The organism is Mucilaginibacter sp. P4_C11, from assembly GCF_056402115.1.
The window spans coordinates 67,554-85,160 of sequence record NZ_JBFUIA010000018.1 but is presented as its reverse complement, the minus strand read 5'-3'; the positions used below and the strand labels follow the sequence as shown (position 1 = coordinate 85,160).

General features: G+C 45.5%; 7 protein-coding genes. 6 read left to right on the top strand and 1 reads right to left on the bottom strand.

All coding sequences use genetic code 11. The annotated features are described in order from the left end of the window. Positions 1 to 8 precede the first annotated feature (8 nt). From AC1DU2_RS17525 to AC1DU2_RS17500, 6 genes are all read left to right on the top strand, one after another. Positions 9 to 2,327, top strand: a complete 2,319-nt coding sequence (locus AC1DU2_RS17525) for a PSD1 and planctomycete cytochrome C domain-containing protein (RefSeq protein ID WP_477385580.1) — start codon at positions 9 to 11, stop codon at positions 2,325 to 2,327. Between the two features lies 1 nt (position 2,328). Beyond that, positions 2,329 to 3,786 carry a DUF1501 domain-containing protein gene (locus tag AC1DU2_RS17520; RefSeq protein ID WP_274213284.1) on the top strand — a complete coding sequence of 486 codons (1,458 nt, stop codon included), beginning with the start codon at positions 2,329 to 2,331 and terminating at the stop codon, positions 3,784 to 3,786. A 185-nt stretch (positions 3,787 to 3,971) separates the two neighbouring features. Further along, the gene (locus AC1DU2_RS17515) at positions 3,972 to 6,128 is read left to right on the top strand and encodes a c-type cytochrome domain-containing protein (protein WP_477385577.1); all 2,157 of its coding nucleotides are present in this window, start codon (positions 3,972 to 3,974) and stop codon (positions 6,126 to 6,128) included. A gap of 168 nt (positions 6,129 to 6,296) precedes the next feature. After that, positions 6,297 to 9,656 carry a transglutaminase family protein gene (locus tag AC1DU2_RS17510; protein ID WP_477385575.1) on the top strand — a complete coding sequence of 1,120 codons (3,360 nt, stop codon included), beginning with the start codon at positions 6,297 to 6,299 and terminating at the stop codon, positions 9,654 to 9,656. Between the two features lie 23 nt (positions 9,657 to 9,679). Beyond that, positions 9,680 to 12,232: a circularly permuted type 2 ATP-grasp protein gene (locus tag AC1DU2_RS17505; RefSeq protein ID WP_477385573.1), complete on the top strand. Its 2,553-nt coding sequence runs from the start codon at positions 9,680 to 9,682 to the stop codon at positions 12,230 to 12,232. 55 nt (positions 12,233 to 12,287) lie between these two features. Then, on the top strand, positions 12,288 to 13,163 hold the full coding sequence (locus AC1DU2_RS17500) for a transglutaminase family protein (RefSeq protein WP_477385571.1): 876 nt from the start codon (positions 12,288 to 12,290) through the stop codon (positions 13,161 to 13,163). Positions 13,164 to 13,290: 127 nt separating this feature from the next. Here AC1DU2_RS17500 and AC1DU2_RS17495 read toward each other — a convergent pair whose 3' ends face one another. Further along, positions 13,291 to 17,460 (bottom strand): hybrid sensor histidine kinase/response regulator transcription factor, encoded by a 4,170-nt coding sequence (locus AC1DU2_RS17495; protein WP_477385569.1) that lies wholly within the window; start codon positions 17,458 to 17,460, stop codon positions 13,291 to 13,293. Positions 17,461 to 17,607: the final 147 nt, after the last annotated feature.

Sequence of the window (17,607 nt, the reverse complement as noted above, 5' to 3'; positions counted from 1 at the left end):
GTAGATTGATGTTCCGGAAGTTGTATTTAGTGTGGCTTGTAATAGCCGCCTGTGTTTTGTATACCTTGGATGCCTGCAACCGGGCTGGTAAAACAGATGCGGAGCAAATGCCCGATACCATCAGCTACAACTTCAACATCCGCCCTATATTATCTGACAAATGTTTTAAATGCCACGGGCCCGATGCGGCACACCGCCAGGCCGATTTAAGGCTTGATATTCCCGAAAGTGCTTTTAAAGCGTTAAAAGATAACCCAACAGCCCATGCGCTTGTTGCCGGCGATCCGGTGATGTCTGAAGTTTACCGGCGCATCTCAACCAAAGATACTTCGGAACAAATGCCCCCGCCCTCGTCCAACCTCAAAAAATTAACCCCTTTTGAAGTCGCCCTGATTAAGCAGTGGATTAAACAAGGCGCCCGCTATGAAAAACATTGGGCTTTTGTACCACCGCGTTCTTATGCGGTTCCGCAGGTGCAAAATACCGCCTGGCCAAAAAATCCGATAGATAATTTTGTGCTTCAAAAAATGGAGCAAAAGGGTTTTGATCCTAACCCCGAAGCCGATAAAGAACGTTTGCTAAAACGCGTATCACTTGACTTGACAGGCTTGCCGCCAACATTGCAAATGATGGATAACTTTTTGGCCGATAACAGCGCCAACGCTTACCAAAAGGTAGTCGACCAGTTAATAGCAACCCCGCAGTACGGCGAAAAAATGACCCTGCATTGGCTGGATGTAGCCCGTTACGCAGATTCGCACGGTTACCAGGACGATAATTACCGCAGCCAGTGGCCCTGGCGAGATTGGGTAATTCATGCCTTTAATGAAAACCTGCCCTACGATAAATTCATTACCTGGCAAATAGCCGGCGACCAGCTGCCTAATGCCACCACCGAGCAATTGCTGGCAACAGGTTTTAACCGCAACCACAAAATTACCGAAGAAGGTGGCGTAATTGATGAAGAGTATCGGGTAAGCTACGTAACAGATCGTACCAATACCTTCGGCAAAGCGCTGCTTGGGGTTACGTTGGAGTGCGCCCATTGCCACGATCATAAATATGATCCGTTTTCGCAAAAAGATTATTACCAAATGTTTGCCTTTTTTAATAATGTAAAAGAAGTAGGCATTGAGTCGGTTGTAGGCGGTCCCGAAACTTATGCCAAGCGGCCATTGATGCAGATAAGTAACGATGAAGTTAAAAAGGTGATGAAGTTTATCAATAAGCAGGATACGGATAAACTTATTGTATCTATCATGACCGATAGCGACAAAGTACGGCCAACCTATATCCTCAAACGCGGCAATTACGACGCTCATGGTGATGTTGTTGAGCCGGGTACGCCCAAAGCTATATTACCATTTACCGCGAACTATCCTAAAAATCGCCTCGGTTTGGCCGAATGGCTGTTTAATAAAAACAACCCGCTTGCGGCAAGGGTATTTGTAAACCAGGTTTGGCAGGAGTTTTTTGGTAAAGGCATCGTAAAAAGCTCCGGTGACTTTGGCATGCAGGGCGATTTGCCTTCGCATCCCGAATTATTGGATTGGCTTGCTGTTGATTTCAGGGATCATGGCTGGGATATCAAACGGCTGGTAAAACAAATTGTTATGTCCGCTACCTACAGGCAATCAGCCGTAATCAGCCCCGAAAAGTTAAAGGACGATCCTGAAAATACCTGGCTGGCGCGCGGCCCCCGTAGCCGCTTGCCTGCCGAGTTTGTGCGCGATTTGGTTTTGGCCAGCAGTGGTTTACTTAACCATACCATTGGCGGCCCAAGTGTTAACCCGTACCAGCCGCCCGGCTTGTGGGAAAACGCGACATCCGGCCGCGGGCAGTTGGCCAGCTATAAACAGGTACATGGCCCCAATCTTTATCGCAGGGGGATGTATACACTTATCAAACGTACTGTGCCGCCAGCCTCGCTGGGTATTTTTGATGCCAGCAACCGCGATCAGTGCGAAGTAAAACGCCTGCGCACCAATACGCCCTTACAGGCTTTGGTGATGCTTAATGACCCTACCGTACTGGAGGCATCCCGTGTTTTGGCCGCAAAGTTATTGCAGGATAACAGCCGTATGCAGGATAAAATAACCAAAGCGTTCCGGTTGATTATGTGCCGCCATCCGCAGGAAAAAGAACTGGCTATACTTACAGCGTATTATAACGATGAGCTGAAAGGGATGAACAAAGCTGATGCCCAAAAGCTGTTAAGCGTTGGCGAATACCCGATACCTGCTAACCTTGATAAAGTAACATTGGCAGCTATGATGAAAGTGGTTGATGCTATGTACAATGTAGAAGAAGCGATAACAAAAACCTGATATGGAGAAAGATTTTTTAGAGAGCAGGCTCAATATAAACCGGCGCAAGTTCCTCTCCAGGTTAAGCCTGGGGATAGGTAGTGTTGCATTAGGGTCATTACTTATTCCCGATCTTTTTAGTGGCAGTGGTGCCGATGCCGAAGCTGATTTTGTACCGGGCATCCCCAATTTTGCGCCCAAGGCAAAAAGGGTGATCTATCTTTTCCAGGACGGCGCCCCTTCACAACTGGAATCGTTTGATTACAAGCCCAAATTGCGCGAGATGATGGGGCAGGAGTTGCCTGCTTCGGTGCGTGGTAACCAGATACTTACCGGGATGACGGCTAAGCAGGCCTCGTTCCCGCTGGTAGGTTCATTTTACGATTTTAAACAATACGGCGAATCGGGAGCATGGGTAAGCGACCTGTTCCCCCATATAGGCAAAATTGCGGACGATATTTGTATCATCCGCTCGATGAACACCGATGCCATAAACCATGATCCTGCGCTTACTTTTTTCCAGACCGGTGCACAGCAGGGTAACCGCCCAAGTATGGGATCGTGGGTGAGCTATGGCCTTGGCAGCGAGAATAAAAACCTGCCGGCCTTTACGGTATTATTATCCAAAGGGAAAGGCAATGGACAGGGGGTTTACTCCAAATTGTGGAGTAATGGTTTCTTAGATTCTATTCACCAGGGGGTACAATTCAGTAGCGGCGAAAATCCGATATTGTACCTGAACGATCCCGAAGGATTAAACCGGCACGAACGCCGCAAAATGCTGGATAACCTGGCTGCTTTAAATGATATCAACTATAAACAATTCGGCGATCCGGAGATAAACACCAAGATACAGCAGTACGAAATGGCCTACCGCATGCAAACGGCCGTGCCCGAAATTATGGATGTATCCAAAGAATCGGACGACATCGTTAAAATGTACGGCCCCGAATGTTTGATTCCCGGTACTTACGCGGCCAATTGTTTGCTGGCCAGGAAGCTATCAGAAAACGGCGTTCGCTTTGTGCAGCTTTACCACCAGGGGTGGGATCAGCATAGCAACCTGCCACAGGAAATGGCCGGGCAGGCTAAGGACGTAGACCAGGCTTCGGCCGCTTTGGTTACCGATTTAAAACAACGTGGCCTGCTGGATGAAACCCTGGTAATATGGGGCGGCGAATTTGGCCGTACCAATTACAGCCAGGGCAAGTTGGAGAAAGCAAACTATGGGCGCGATCATCACCCGCGCTGCTTTAGTGTGTGGATGGCCGGCGGTGGTATTAAACCGGGCATGGTTTACGGCGAATCGGACGATTTTGGGTATAACATTGTTAAAGATCCTGTGCATGTGCATGATTTTCATGCTACCATGCTTAATCAGTTAGGTATCGATCATAAAAAGCTTACGTTTAAAAGCTTAGGCCGGAGGTACAGGCTGACGGATGTGGCTGGAAATGTGGTAAAGGGGATTATCACTTAACACGATTTTAGGATTTTACAGGATTAACAGGATTTTGATTTTTACGGCTGGTATCTTTTTAGTGATATGCTTAAAACGTTTTAGCTTATCCGGTTTTGATAGATTTGACTGCTGATATCTTTTTATCGATGTATTTAAAACGTTTTAGCTTATTTAGTTTTGATAAATAAAATATTGTTGCTGGTATGAAGAGCAGCCATAAAGGTTTTGCAGACGGAGCGTTGTTTGCGCTTAATATTTTCATTTTAGTTTTACTGGTAGCAGGCGATAGCCTGGTTGTGCCGCAATGGTTACAGCCGGTTGGGCGGTTGCACCCCTTAATTTTGCATTTCCCTATCGTCATATTGATGCTGGCTATGGTGCTGGAGTTTTTCCGGTTCAGGGCCGGGTTTGTTAACGAAAGGTTTTACCAAAACTTTACCAATTATTTACTGGTACTGGGCGCGCTTTTATCGTCGTTAACGGTAATTATGGGCCTGCTGTTGTCGCGCGAGCCGGGTTACGAGGGAGGCAATTTGTTATGGCATAAGTGGTTTGGTGTCAGTGTGGCGTTTGTGGGCTACGGCGTTTATCTTATTCGTAACACAACAAAATACACCGCTACGCTGGCCAAAACAGGGGCTTTGGTTACGGTTTTCTGTTTAATAGTGGCCGGGCATTTTGGCGCAAACCTTACCCACGGCGACGATTTTGTTTTAGGGCCAGTGATGGATAAAGAAAAAAATAAAGTCCCAATTGATAAAGCCTTTGTTTACCAGGACGTTATCAGGCCAATTTTCGAAGCCAAATGCCAAAGCTGCCACAATGCCGATAAAATGAAAGGCGGACTAATGCTCACCAGCCAGTCGGCAATGTTAAAAGGCGGCAAAAATGGTAAACTTTTTATCCCCGGCGATCCGGCTATGAGCCTGCTGCTGCAACGGGTACACATGCCCGAAACTGAGAAGAAGCACATGCCGCCTACCGGTAAACCCCAACTAACCGACGAAGAAAAAGTACTGCTTTACCTTTGGGTAAAAAACAAGCCCGACTTTAAGAAAAAAGTTATTGACCTGCCCGCAACCGATTCGCTCCGGATGATTGCAGCAACATTATTAAAGCCCGCCGAAAGCGCGGAGGAGACATACGATTTTTCGGCAGCCGACGATAAGGAGATTAAAAAACTAAACAATAATTACCGGGTAATTTATCCGCTGGCTAAGGAATCGCCCGCTTTGGCCGTTAATATTTACAACAAAAGCACCTACAACATCAAGGCGCTTGACGAGCTTAGTCCCATTAAAAAACAGGTGGTATCGCTCGACCTGAATAAAATGCCGGTGAAGGACGCTGATTTGAAAACAATAGCCCAATTTGAAAACCTGCGCAGGCTTAACCTCAATTTTAGCGATGTTACCGGCGCGGGGCTAAAAGAACTGACTTCGCTTAAGTTGCTTAAAAGCCTCTCGCTGGCAGGCGTAAAATTAAACGCCGCCGATGTAAAGCAACTGGCAGCCATCAAGAGCCTTACCGAACTGGCCATCTGGGATACAGGCCTTAAAACCGCCGATCTTGCGCCACTACAAAAAGCAAATAAGCACGTTACCCTATTAACCGGTTTTAAAGATGATGGCAAGCCTTTAAAACTTACCAGTCCGCAGTTAAAAAACACTGCGGTAATATTTAAGCAAAGTTACCTGTTACAGCTCGGCAACCCGATAAAAGGAACCGATATCCGGTATACTACCGATGGTAGCGCGCCGGATAGTATTCATGCTATATCCTATAAACCAGGCGTTTCATTTACGCAAAGCACGGTAATTCGCGCCAGGGCATTTAAAGCCGGTTGGATAGGCAGCGATACGGTTCAGTTTAATATTTATAAATCAACCTATACCCCTGATAGCATCAGTTTTTCAACCTATCCCGATAGTAAATACAAAGGCGAGGGCGCCAAAACAATGATAGATAAGGAACTGGGCAGCGGTAATTTTGGCGATGGCAAATGGCTGGCCTCACAAAAAGACCTGGAATTGCTGATGTGGTTTAATAAGCCAGTCGATTTACATACCGTTAACATTAACGTGATGCGCAATACTGGCCCTCAGATATTTTTGCCCGCGAAGGTAGAGGTGTGGGGCGGCACCGATCAATCTCATCTCAAACTGTTAGGGAGTGTTACACCTGCCGCGCCGCTTAAAAAAGATACTTACAGCATCATGAACCTGGATTGTAAATTGAAAAGCGGCCAGCCCATATCCTGTATAAAACTGGTTGCCAGGCCGCTTAAAAGTGTCCCTGCCTGGCACCCGGCAAAAGGCAAACCAGCCTGGGTTTTTATGGACGAGGTGTTTTTGAATTAGGACGCCCGATAAGTACACAACTTACAGCCGCGGCTTAACTGCAGCCAACAGCGTTATTGATACCAGTGGGACTGAATTTTATAAATATTAAAAAATCTATAAATAATTGCCGGTTTTGTTGAATATTTTACTGTAAATAGGCTATGTTTATAACATAAAACATAGCCGATGTCAATAAAAGTAGCAATTCGTCATTTTACAAGTTACAAGTACGATAAACATATCACGCTTTCGCCACAAGTTATCCGTTTACGGCCTGCTGCGCACTCGCGTACCATGATTAAAGGCTACTCGCTAAAAATATTACCCGAAAAGCATTTTATAAACTGGCAGCAGGACCCCTTTGGTAATTACCTTGCCCGGATTGTTTTCCCCGAGAAGGTAAATGAATTTGTGATTGATGTAGAGGTGATTGCCGATATGGTGGTGATAAACCCTTTTGATTTTTTTGTGGAGGAGTATGCTAATCACTATCCTTTTGAGTATGAGGATTCATTAAAAAAGAACCTGGTGCCATACCTGGAGATAACCGAGCGTGGCCCGCTGTTAATGGATTTAACAGAGAAAGCCGCCGAGTTACTGAAGAAAAATGCAGTTACCCAGGATTTTTTGGTTACCCTAAACAGGCTGCTTTATCTTGAAATATCCTACAATATCCGCATGGAGCCGGGCGTACAATCCTGCGAGGAAACGCTGGAGCTTAAATCGGGTTCATGCCGTGATACCGCGTGGTTGTTTGTACAATTGTTAAGGCATTTTGGTTTGGCTGCGCGTTTTGCATCGGGTTACCTGGTGCAGTTAAAGCCCGACATTAAATCATTAGATGGCCCATCAGGCCCCGAGCAGGATTTTACCGACCTGCATGCCTGGACAGAAGTTTACCTGCCTGGCGCTGGCTGGATAGGGCTTGACCCGACATCTGGATTATTTGCCGGCGAGGGACATATCCCATTGGCCTGTACGCCTGATCCGCAGAGCGCAGCCCCAATTAGTGGTGGTATCATCAGCGATACAAACGACCCCATCGAAACAGAGTTTCATTTTGAAAATACCATCACCCGTATTGAAGAAAAGCCACGGGTAACCAAACCATTTTCTGACGAGCAATGGGAAGATATTATGGCCCTTGGCGATAAGGTTGATGAGGAATTTGCCGCCAACAACGTACGCCTTACTATGGGAGGCGAGCCCACTTTTGTATCGGTAGATAATAATGAAGCACCTGAGTGGAACTCGGCTGCCGATGGCGAGCATAAGCGCCGCTTATCCAATATCTTGTTCCACAAGCTTAAAAATGAGTATGGTGAAGGCGCGTTAATGCAGTACGGGCAAGGCAAATGGTACCCAGGAGAGCCGCTGCCCCGCTGGAAACTTGCTTGCTATTGGCGTAAGGATAATGTGCCTTTATGGAACAACGATACCTTAATGGCCGACCTGTCGAAAGATTACGGCCTTGGCCCTAAGGATGCCAAAAGCTTCATGAAGCTGCTTACCAAAGAATTGCACATCGACCCTAAAAATATTAATCCAACTTACGAAGACCCTTTTTACTTTTTGTGGGAAGAGAGTAAAACGCCCATCAATGTCGATCCGCTGAAAGTTGACCTGAAATCTCCGCTGGAGCGGCAAAAACTGGCCGAGTTGCTGAATACTGGCCTGAATGAGCCTGTTGGCTATGTGGTGCCTATTAAATGGGACCTGGAGCAAAGCAACTGGCAAAGTTGTAAATGGTCGTTCAGGCGGCAAAACCTGTTCCTGGTACCGGGTAATTCGCCGGTTGGCTTGCGCCTGCCATTGGATTCGGTGCAGTATTTTGACCCGGCAGAGCAGGAAGAGCTACCGGAAAGAAGCCTTTTTGCCGATGTGGATGCCTTGCCCGATGGCGATCATTTGATTCCAGTAACCGGCACCAAATTCAATAACAGCAAAACCATTTTTAAAACGGCGATGGTGGTTGAAGTGCGGCAGGGCAAACTGTTTATATTTTTCCCGCCTACCAGTTATTTTGAGCATTATTTATACCTGGTGAATGCCGTTGAGCGTACAGCAGAGAAGCTAAAGATGCCGGTATTAATTGAAGGCTACGATCCGCCGACAGACAATCGGGTAACCAAAATGATGATAACGCCCGATCCCGGCGTTATCGAGGTTAATATTCACCCGGCGGCAAGCTGGCGCGAACTGGCAAAAAATTATGATGTTCTATATAAAAAGGCAGCAGAATCTCGCCTGGCGACAGAAAAATTCAACATCGATGGCAGGCATACAGGCACTGGTGGCGGTAACCACGTAACCCTGGGCGGCGAAACACCGGCTGATAGCCCGCTATTGCGCCGTCCTGATATTTTGCGCAGTTTTATAACCTTTTGGCAGCATCACCCTTGCTTGTCATACCTGTTCTCTACCCAGTTTATAGGCCCTACCAGCCAGGCGCCACGGGTTGACGAGGGAAGGATGGAAACGCTTTATGAACTGGAAATAGCGTTTCAGCAAGTTCCCGACCGGGCCGAAAATGAAGTTCCTTTTTGGCTGGTTGATAGGATTTTTCGTCACTTTTTAACAGATATTACCGGCAATACACACCGGTCGGAGTTTTGTATCGATAAGCTTTACTCGCCCGATTCATCAAGCGGCCGCTTGGGCATCCTGGAGTTCAGGGGATTTGATATGCCACCGCATTACCGCATGAGTATGGTGCAGTTCCTGCTGATCCGCACGTTACTGGCCTGGTTCTGGAAAACCCCATACAACCATAAACTGGTACGTTGGGGAACCGAACTGCACGACCGTTTCCTGCTACCGCACTATTGCTATAAAGATATGACCGAGGTGGTAAACAGCCTGCGCGATGCCGGTTATGGTTTTGATATCTCGTGGTTTGAGCCTTTCTTCAGCTTCCGTTTCCCTTTCCTGGGCGAGTTGCAGGTAGATGATATCAATATCGAAATTAAGATGGCCATTGAACCATGGCATGTATTGGGCGAAGAAATGTCGAGCACCGGCACATCGCGTTTTGTGGATTCTTCGCTGGAACGTATCCAGGTTAAAATATCTGGCCTTACCGATTCGCGCTACACCTTTTTATGTAACGGCTTAAAAATACCGCTAAAAAGCACAGGTGTACAAGGCGAGTATATTGCAGGGGTTCGCTATAGGGCCTGGCAACCGCCATCGGCACTGCATCCAACCATCGGTACAGATACGCCGCTGGTGTTTGATTTGTTTGACACCTGGACGCAAAAATCAGTGGCAGCATGCCAGTACCATGTATCGCATCCCGGAGGCCGCAGCTATGATACCTTCCCGGTAAACAGCTATGAAGCCGAATCGCGCATAATTTCCCGCTTTTTTGATTTTGGCCATTCGGTTAACCTGGTTGAGCCGGCTGTTGCCCAGCAAACAGCAGGAGGGAGGTTTGTTACCAAAATGAATATATTACCACAATATACCATCACCAATGAAGTAGTTAGCCCGGAATACCCGTATACCATGGATTTGAGGCGATATAAAAATGCCAAGAATTTATAGCAGAAAAATCAGACATTTGGAAAATGATTGAAACTTACCTGGAGCGGAACGGTAAAACTGCCAAACCTTTTTTTGATGAGCTTGCCGCGCCCGAAGGCGTAGTGCGTGAGCATTGGAAAAAGCTTGCCCATGCTTATGACGAGCTGGGCCTTGAAAAAATGGAGCAGCGGAGCCGGGAAATTAGCCAGGAGTTGCGCGATAATGGGGTTACTTATAACGTGTACAGCGATCCCGACGGCATTAACCGCCCCTGGAAGCTTGACCCTGTGCCAATGGTATTTAGCCAGCAGGAATGGGAGAACATTGAAAAAGGCTTAGTACAACGTGCTGAATTGCTTAACCTGATCATAGCTGATATTTATGGCGAACGCAGGCTGATTAAAGAGGGGTTTATCCCCTTTGAGCTGGTATTTAGCCATAAAGGTTTTTTAAGGCAGGCCGATAAAATTAAAATACCCGGCAAATTTCAGCTTATTCAATACTCTGCCGATCTGGTACGTGGCCCCCTGGGCAAAATGTGGGTACTGCATGACCGTGCCGACGCCCCGTCGGGTGCCGGCTATACGCTGGAAAACAGGGCCGCCATGACCAGGGTTTTCCCGGATTTGATCCGCGAAAACCAGGTGCGTAAAATTTCGTCTTATTATCAAACATTAAAAAATACGCTTACAAGGCTCGCTTTACAAAATAAAGAGAACCCGAGGGTGGTGCTTTTATCGCCGGGTACGGCCAACGAAACTTATTTTGAGCACGCCTACCTGGCATCGTCATTAGGTTTTACCCTTGTTTTTGGGCAGGATTTAACCGTGAGCGATGGCTATGTATGGCTAAAAACCTTAAAAGGGTTAGAGAAAGTAGACGTTATTGTACGCCGTGTTGACGATATTTTTTGCGATCCGCTGGAGTTTTTAGGCGATTCGCACTTAGGTGTGGTTGGGTTGATGGAAGCCGTGCGGCAAAAAAAGGTGACGATTATTAACCCATTAGGCGGCCGAATATTGGAGAACCCGGGCTTGATGGCTTTTCTGCCGCGCCTGTGCAAGCATCTGTTAAACGAAGAACTGATATTACCATCCGTAGCCACCTGGTGGTGCGGGCACGAGAAAGAGAAAAAGTATGTGCTGGATAATCTGCCCTTCCTCATTATCCGGTCTATTTACCGGAGTAACGAGAACCGCCCATACATCGGCAGCGAACTGAGCAAAAAGCAGATAGAAGATTTGAGGACGGAAATAAACACCCGGCCCTATTTATATGTGGCCCAGGAGGTAGTAAGCTTCAGTACCACGCCCTCATTAATTGGCAACAACCTGGAAGCCTGTAACGCCGTTTTCAGGAGTTACATTGTAGCCGATATGGACAAAGAGGTTTACCATGTAATGCCAGGCGGTTTATCAAGGAGCTTTCCTACAAAAGGCGAGTTTATTATTTCTAACCAATCGGGTGGTATCAGTAAGGATACCTGGGTGCTGGGCCCATCGCCCCAGAGCCAGGCAAAGCTCGCCGTTAATCAGCCGGTATTGCGGCAGGTAAAAAATATTTTGCCAAGCCGCACCGGCGAGAGCTTGTTTTGGTTGGGCCGGTACCTTGACAGGGCAGTTATAAACGTGCGGTTAATGCGTATTGTGCTTAAAATTTACAACGAGCGCGATGATGAAATTCACCCCGAAACCAACCAGACGCTGGTAATACTGCTTAAAACATTAAGCGCGGTAACGGGTACTTTACCCGGTTTTGCCTCAGCCGATCAGACCAGGTTACGGCAGCCCGAAAAAGAGTTATTGTCGCTGGCTGTTGAAACAGGCAGGGCGGGTACTTTGGCGCAATCCTTGCAATCATTTTTAACAAACGGATTTGCCGTACGCGATCGTTTAAGCCTCGATACATGGAGGATTCTGGATAGTATATCCGAAGAATTTGAGTTGATGAAGGAAAACGGCGATGATTTACGCAAGATTTACCATAACCTCGATCAGTTTATCATTAAGCTGATGGCTTTTATCGGCCTTAATAACGATAACATGACCAGGGCATCCAGCTGGCGGTTGCTTAACATAGGCCGTTTTTTAGAGTCATCGTTAAATACATGCATCATTTTACAGGCGGCGTTGGCTAATAACGTAACACCAGAGGTGGAGAAGCAATTGATGGAACTGGTGCTGATGTGCAACGAGAGTTTGGTTACCTACCGATACCTATACCGGTCGACGCTGCAATTGCCGGGTGTGCTTAATTTGCTGCTTGTAAACGAGGATAATCCAAAATCGGTGGCCTTTTTGATTGCCAAAATTGATGAGCACCTGGCGCATTTGCCAGATAATCATAAAGAAGGCGGCCTTAGCCCGGCACACAAAAAACTGCTGGAGGCGTTAACCATGATCAGGCTTTGCGATGTAAACAAGATGGTACCATCGGCCAATGCCAATGGCTTTGGCAAAAAAGAGCTTAACGGCTTTTTACACCACCTGATTACCTTATTGAGCCAGGCATCAACCATTATATTTGAAAGCTATTTTAGCCCAACACAAAGCCAGTACAGTTTTGTGAAAAATAATAACGCGCTACCCGAATTATGAGAACCGCTAATACAAAGGCATTTTTTAACAGGTGTTTTCACAACAGCCAAAGATTATGAAATACCAGGTAACCCATATTACCAAATATGAATACCAGTTGCCGGCATCGTTATGCCATAACCTGGTGTACCAGGTGCCGGTTAACCACAGTTTTCAGGAAGTGGAGAAGGTGAACTACCAAATTCATCCCGTACCACATTTGGTAGTGACGAGGGAGGACTTTTTTAGTAATAAATTCATCTATTTTTCGATAGAAGAGTTTCATCAACGGTTAACCGTCGAGATAAAAAGCGAGGTTAAAATTTCCGAGCCGGTATGGATAAGCGCTGCGCCCCAAAATACGACACCCTGGGAAAACGTGGTGATCTGGCTGAAAAGTACCGATGCCGAAAGTGACATCAGGCAATTTTACCTTGAATCGGACCATGTGGTGTTTATACAGGGCATCAGGGAGTATGCATTAAAATCATTCACGCCCGGCAGGCCAATTATGGCAGCCATGCTTGATCTCAACTCGCGCATATTTAATGATTTCGATTTCACCCCCGGCTTTACAGATGTTACTACCAAGCTGGAAGAAGTTTTTTTACATAAAAAAGGTGTTTGCCAGGATTTTGCGCATTTCTCGCTGGCCTGTTTACGGTCGATAGGCTTATCGGCTAGGTACGTAAGCGGATATATCGAAACGCTGCCGCCACCAGGAAAATCAAAACTGTTTGGCTCCGATGCCTCGCACGCCTGGATAGCATTATACATTCCCGACATTGGGTGGACGGAGTTTGACGCCACCAATAACCTGCTGGTTAACGACCGGCATATCCGTACTGCCATCGGCCGCGATTTTGCCGACATAGTACCATTAAAAGGTGTAGTTTACAGCGGCGCCGGCCAACGTATGTATGTAAATGTGGATGTGCGCCGGGTAGAGTAGTACAACTACGCTGTGAAGTGTTTTTGGTTTATAATGATATTTATTTGTGAATGCTGGACGTGACGAGCCATAGAGCGTATGAACGCCGCGATTTACCTGGAGCTTTTTGATATGCCAGATGTGGTACTTAGCTCTTTTTTAAAGCCTGCATAAACTGCAAGGGCGATTTGCCGTATTCCTTTTTAAAGGCCCGCGAAAAATTTGAATTGCTTTGCAGGCCAATCCTGTCGGCTACTTCATTCATAGCAACGTCCTCATGCGTCATAATCTGGATAGCCTTTTTTAGCCGGATGGTCCGGATAAATTCACCAACTGATTGGTCAGATATTCCCTTTATTTTTTGATAGAGCTTAGTGCGGCTTATATACAAATGCCTGCATAAAAAATCGACATCAAGATTCAAATCCTGGATGTTGTCCTCGATCAACTTTAATAATTTATTAAAAAATTCCTTGTCTTTTTCGGAGTGTACAAGCTCGGTGGCTTTTACCAGGTAATCCTTGGTATAGCGTTGTTTGAGCTTTTCGCCCTGTTCAAAAATATTGTGTACGGTAAGCAGCAAAAGATCGATGCTTAAAGGTTTGGCAAAATAAAAGTCGGCGCCCGATTCCATTCCCTCAATTTTGGTATCTAAGGCATCCTTGGCCGATAGGATGATAAAAGGGATGTGGCTGGTTTCAAAGGTTTCTTTGATGGCCTTACAAAGCTCAATACCGCTCATTCCCGGCATCATAACATCGCTGATAATCATGTCCGGTACTTTTTTGGCCGCTAATTCCATCCCGGAGTGGCCATCTTCGGCCTCGTAAATTTGGTAGTGTTTTTCAAAAGCCTGTTTTAAAAAGGTACGCAGTTCCTGGTTATCTTCTACCAGTAAAATGTGTTTGCGGTTTTTAGTTTGAACTCCAATGCCTTCGTTTTCATATTCTGGCAATGGCAATTGAATGGCATTATCAATAACTTCCAGCTGTGTCTCTACCAGTCCGGAAGCTGTTTTTTCTGACGGTAGGTAATTTTCTTCGCCCCAGGGAATGCCTATAATTATTTCGGTGCCTTTATACCGCTCGCTGTAAACATAAATGTTACCCTTGTGCAGCTGTGTAAGGCTTTTAACCAGTGCCAGGCCCACCCCCGAGCCAAGGTGATTTTTGCTGATACGGTAATAACGGTCAAAAATACGGGTGATAGAGTCGCTGGAAATGCCTATGCCGGTATCGGCTACGCGAAAAAAAATGTATTTTTTTGCCTGGTGTTCCCTGGCCAACAATTCGAAGCCGGTGTTAAAGGATGGCGTAAACCGTTCGATATCAAAAAAGATCTCGAAGGAAACGCGCCCGCCGGCGTTGGTGTATTTGAACGAGTTATTCAAAAGGTTAAACAATATCTTTTCCAGTACCTGCACATCAAAGTATCCGGTTTGTGCAAGTGCGTCCTGGCTATCGGTATGGTAGTTAAGTTCGAAATTTATCCCCTTATTAACGGCCAGGTTTTGAAATTCCCAGGCCAGGTCCCTGCAAAATTGGTTGACTGCCAACGGCTGCACCTGTAGCTTTACAATACTATCAGCAACTTTTTTAAAGTTCATCAGCTCGCTTATCAGGTTCATGAGGCGTTTGGCATTCCTGAACATGAGTTGGTAGGAATAATCAAGCGCCTTGTTCTTATTCTGGCTTATCAAGCTTTCCAGCGGACCTAAAATTAAAGTTAGCGGTGTACGAAACTCGTGCGATACATTGGTGAAGAACATTAGCTGCTGTTGGTAAAGTTCCTCACGTTGCAGGTGTATCTCCTCGCGTTGAGCCTCGTTTACTTTACGAATTTCAACCTCACGCTTAAGGCGGTACCAACGAGCCTGGTAAATATAAATTCCCAGCAGCGCCGATATGATAAGCAGGATATAAATGGTTTTAGCCATGCCCGATTTCCACCAGGGCGGGGTAATGGTGATGCTTGTGCCGGCCTCACTTTTGCTCCATACCCCGTCATTATTTGTGGCTTCCACCACAAATCTAAAATTGCTGTAATCGAGGTTGCTGTAGGCCGCGCTTGGGTTTTTACCATCGGTGTATTGCCAGTCTTTATCAAACCCAACCAGTTTATAGCGATATTTGCATTTTAACGGGTTGGCAAAATGCATAGATGAAAAAAAGATAACAAAATTGTTTTGGAGGTAGCTAAGCGTTAGTTTTTTGCCGTAACCGATAGCCTGGTTTATATTGTTTTTCGATGAATCATCTAACCCATAACCCGGCTTTTGATTGTTGATCAAAATATCAGTTAAAACGGGCATAGCTGCAATGCTGTTGGCCCTGATCTGGTCCGGGTAAAAATAATTGAGTCCGTTAATGCCGCCGAAATATAAACGGCCATCGGGGCCTTTGTATGATGAGCCTACCTTGAAACTATTACCCTGCAGGCCGTCGTTTTTATCATACCGGATCAATTTGCCAGTTGATGGGTTAAGGCACTCCAGTCCATTGCCTCCCATCCATATATTGCCGGCATTATCAATTTCAAGGCTCTCTACATCGTTAAAAATACCATAACTGCCTGCGTATTGCTTTATGGTATATGAGTTGTTAGCGGCGCGCAAAACAAGCCTGTTAACCCCGCCGCCAATGGTGCCTATCCAATAAGTACTGTCATTTTGTTTGCTGATAGGGTAGGTATAATCTGAGCTTAAAGAATTTGGCTGTCCAGATGCCCTGTAAATGAACGTTTGTTTAATATTGCCCTGCGCGTCAATTAGTACCCGCTTTAACCCATGCGTGCTGGATACAAGGAGCTGCGGCGTGCTTTTATCCGCAAAAATAAAAAAGCCCTCGTCGTAGTATTTTACCTGGTAAATATTTTTAGCATCCTTCCATATAACTCCGTATTTGTCCTGATGATTGCCAAACCAAATATTGCCGTAATAATCTTTAACAAAGGTATCTATTACGTGGGAGGGGAAGTTTTGATATCCGTTGGGTTTCCACAATTCGGTACCGTTGGGTCTTAATATTTCGATACCTGCCGAGCTGCCTATCCATAAATTATGGTCGCTATCAATTGTTAAAGCCGTAATAACATCGCTTTTTAATCTTAAGCGAGAATTATTGGTATTGTAATAAGTGAATTTTTGAGTTTTTAAATTGTACAGGTTAAGCCCGTTGGCGGTGGTACCTATCCAAAGGTTATCGCCATCGGCCATTACAGACCGGATGTGATTGCCCGCAAGTGAATTGGCGACTTCGGGGTTATGCTGAAGGGTATAAAATGGTTTTTCATTTAAATCGCAATAATTTAACCCTCCGCCAAATGTACAAACCCATAAGCAATCGGTACGGTCAACAAATACCTTGCTTAATGAACCCGAATTTAAGCCGTGGGGTGAGTTTTTATCACTCACCGTTTGTACCAGGTTTAAGTTATGGTCAAGCCTGAGCAGGCTGGGGCCAATATTTAGCCAATAATCGCCTTTTTCGCCTTCGGTAATATTTCTTATAAAGCTGGGGCAAGCCAATTGTTTTCCTACAGCCCAAACCTGCCCTGTAGCACCCTGTCTTGTTTCTACAAGTAATATTTTGTTTTCTGTAGATAGCACCGGGCTATCGTTATTGTTAAAATACACCCGCGATATGTTTTCATTTGTAAGGCCTGCAATAGGTACCTTTTTTAAACGGTTGTTTTTATCAAGCGCCCACATACCCTTATTACTTGTTAAGTAAAGCTGGCCTTTATGGTCTTGCACCATATCGGAAAACTGTACACCGGGAGGGGTAACTAAATTTTGCTCCTCAATATTAGTCCCGTTAATCCGGAATACTTTGAGCTGGTTGCCGGTAAAAATATAAATGAGGTTACCCCTGGGTTTAAATATTTTTTGAAAACTTGTGTTGCTGTTTTTTTTTGTCTCGGTATAATCAGTATACTTTTCCAGGCTTGGGTTAAAACATTGCAGGCCGCCTTCTGTGGCCAGCCAAATATTTCCATCGTCATCAGGATAAATAGTTACCAGCCTGTTTTTAAAGGCGTTGTTTAGTGGTGTGTTGGTATTATAAAATTTTTTAACCGAATAACCGTCAAACCTATCCAGGCCAAAAAAAGTGGCTACCCAAATATATCCCTGTTTATCCTGTGCAACATCATTAGCATCAGTATGCGATAATCCTTCGTCAACGGTTAAATAATGAAACTTATAGGGGTACTGCTGAGCCAGCGTTACATCCGGAACCAGGCAGGCAAAAACCGTAAGAAAAAACAATGCCTTTATAAACTTACCACAAATCAATTCAAAGGGTGTTTTAATTTTCATTAATACTGATATTCATTTAACGCCGTAAAAAGTTTAGCTCTATCCGCTTTGAATTAAGGTTTTATTTTAACGATGACCAAGGGTAATTATAATTGGTTTTGAGTTAATATCAAAAAAACGGGCAACTATTTGCCCTGGTTTTCATTG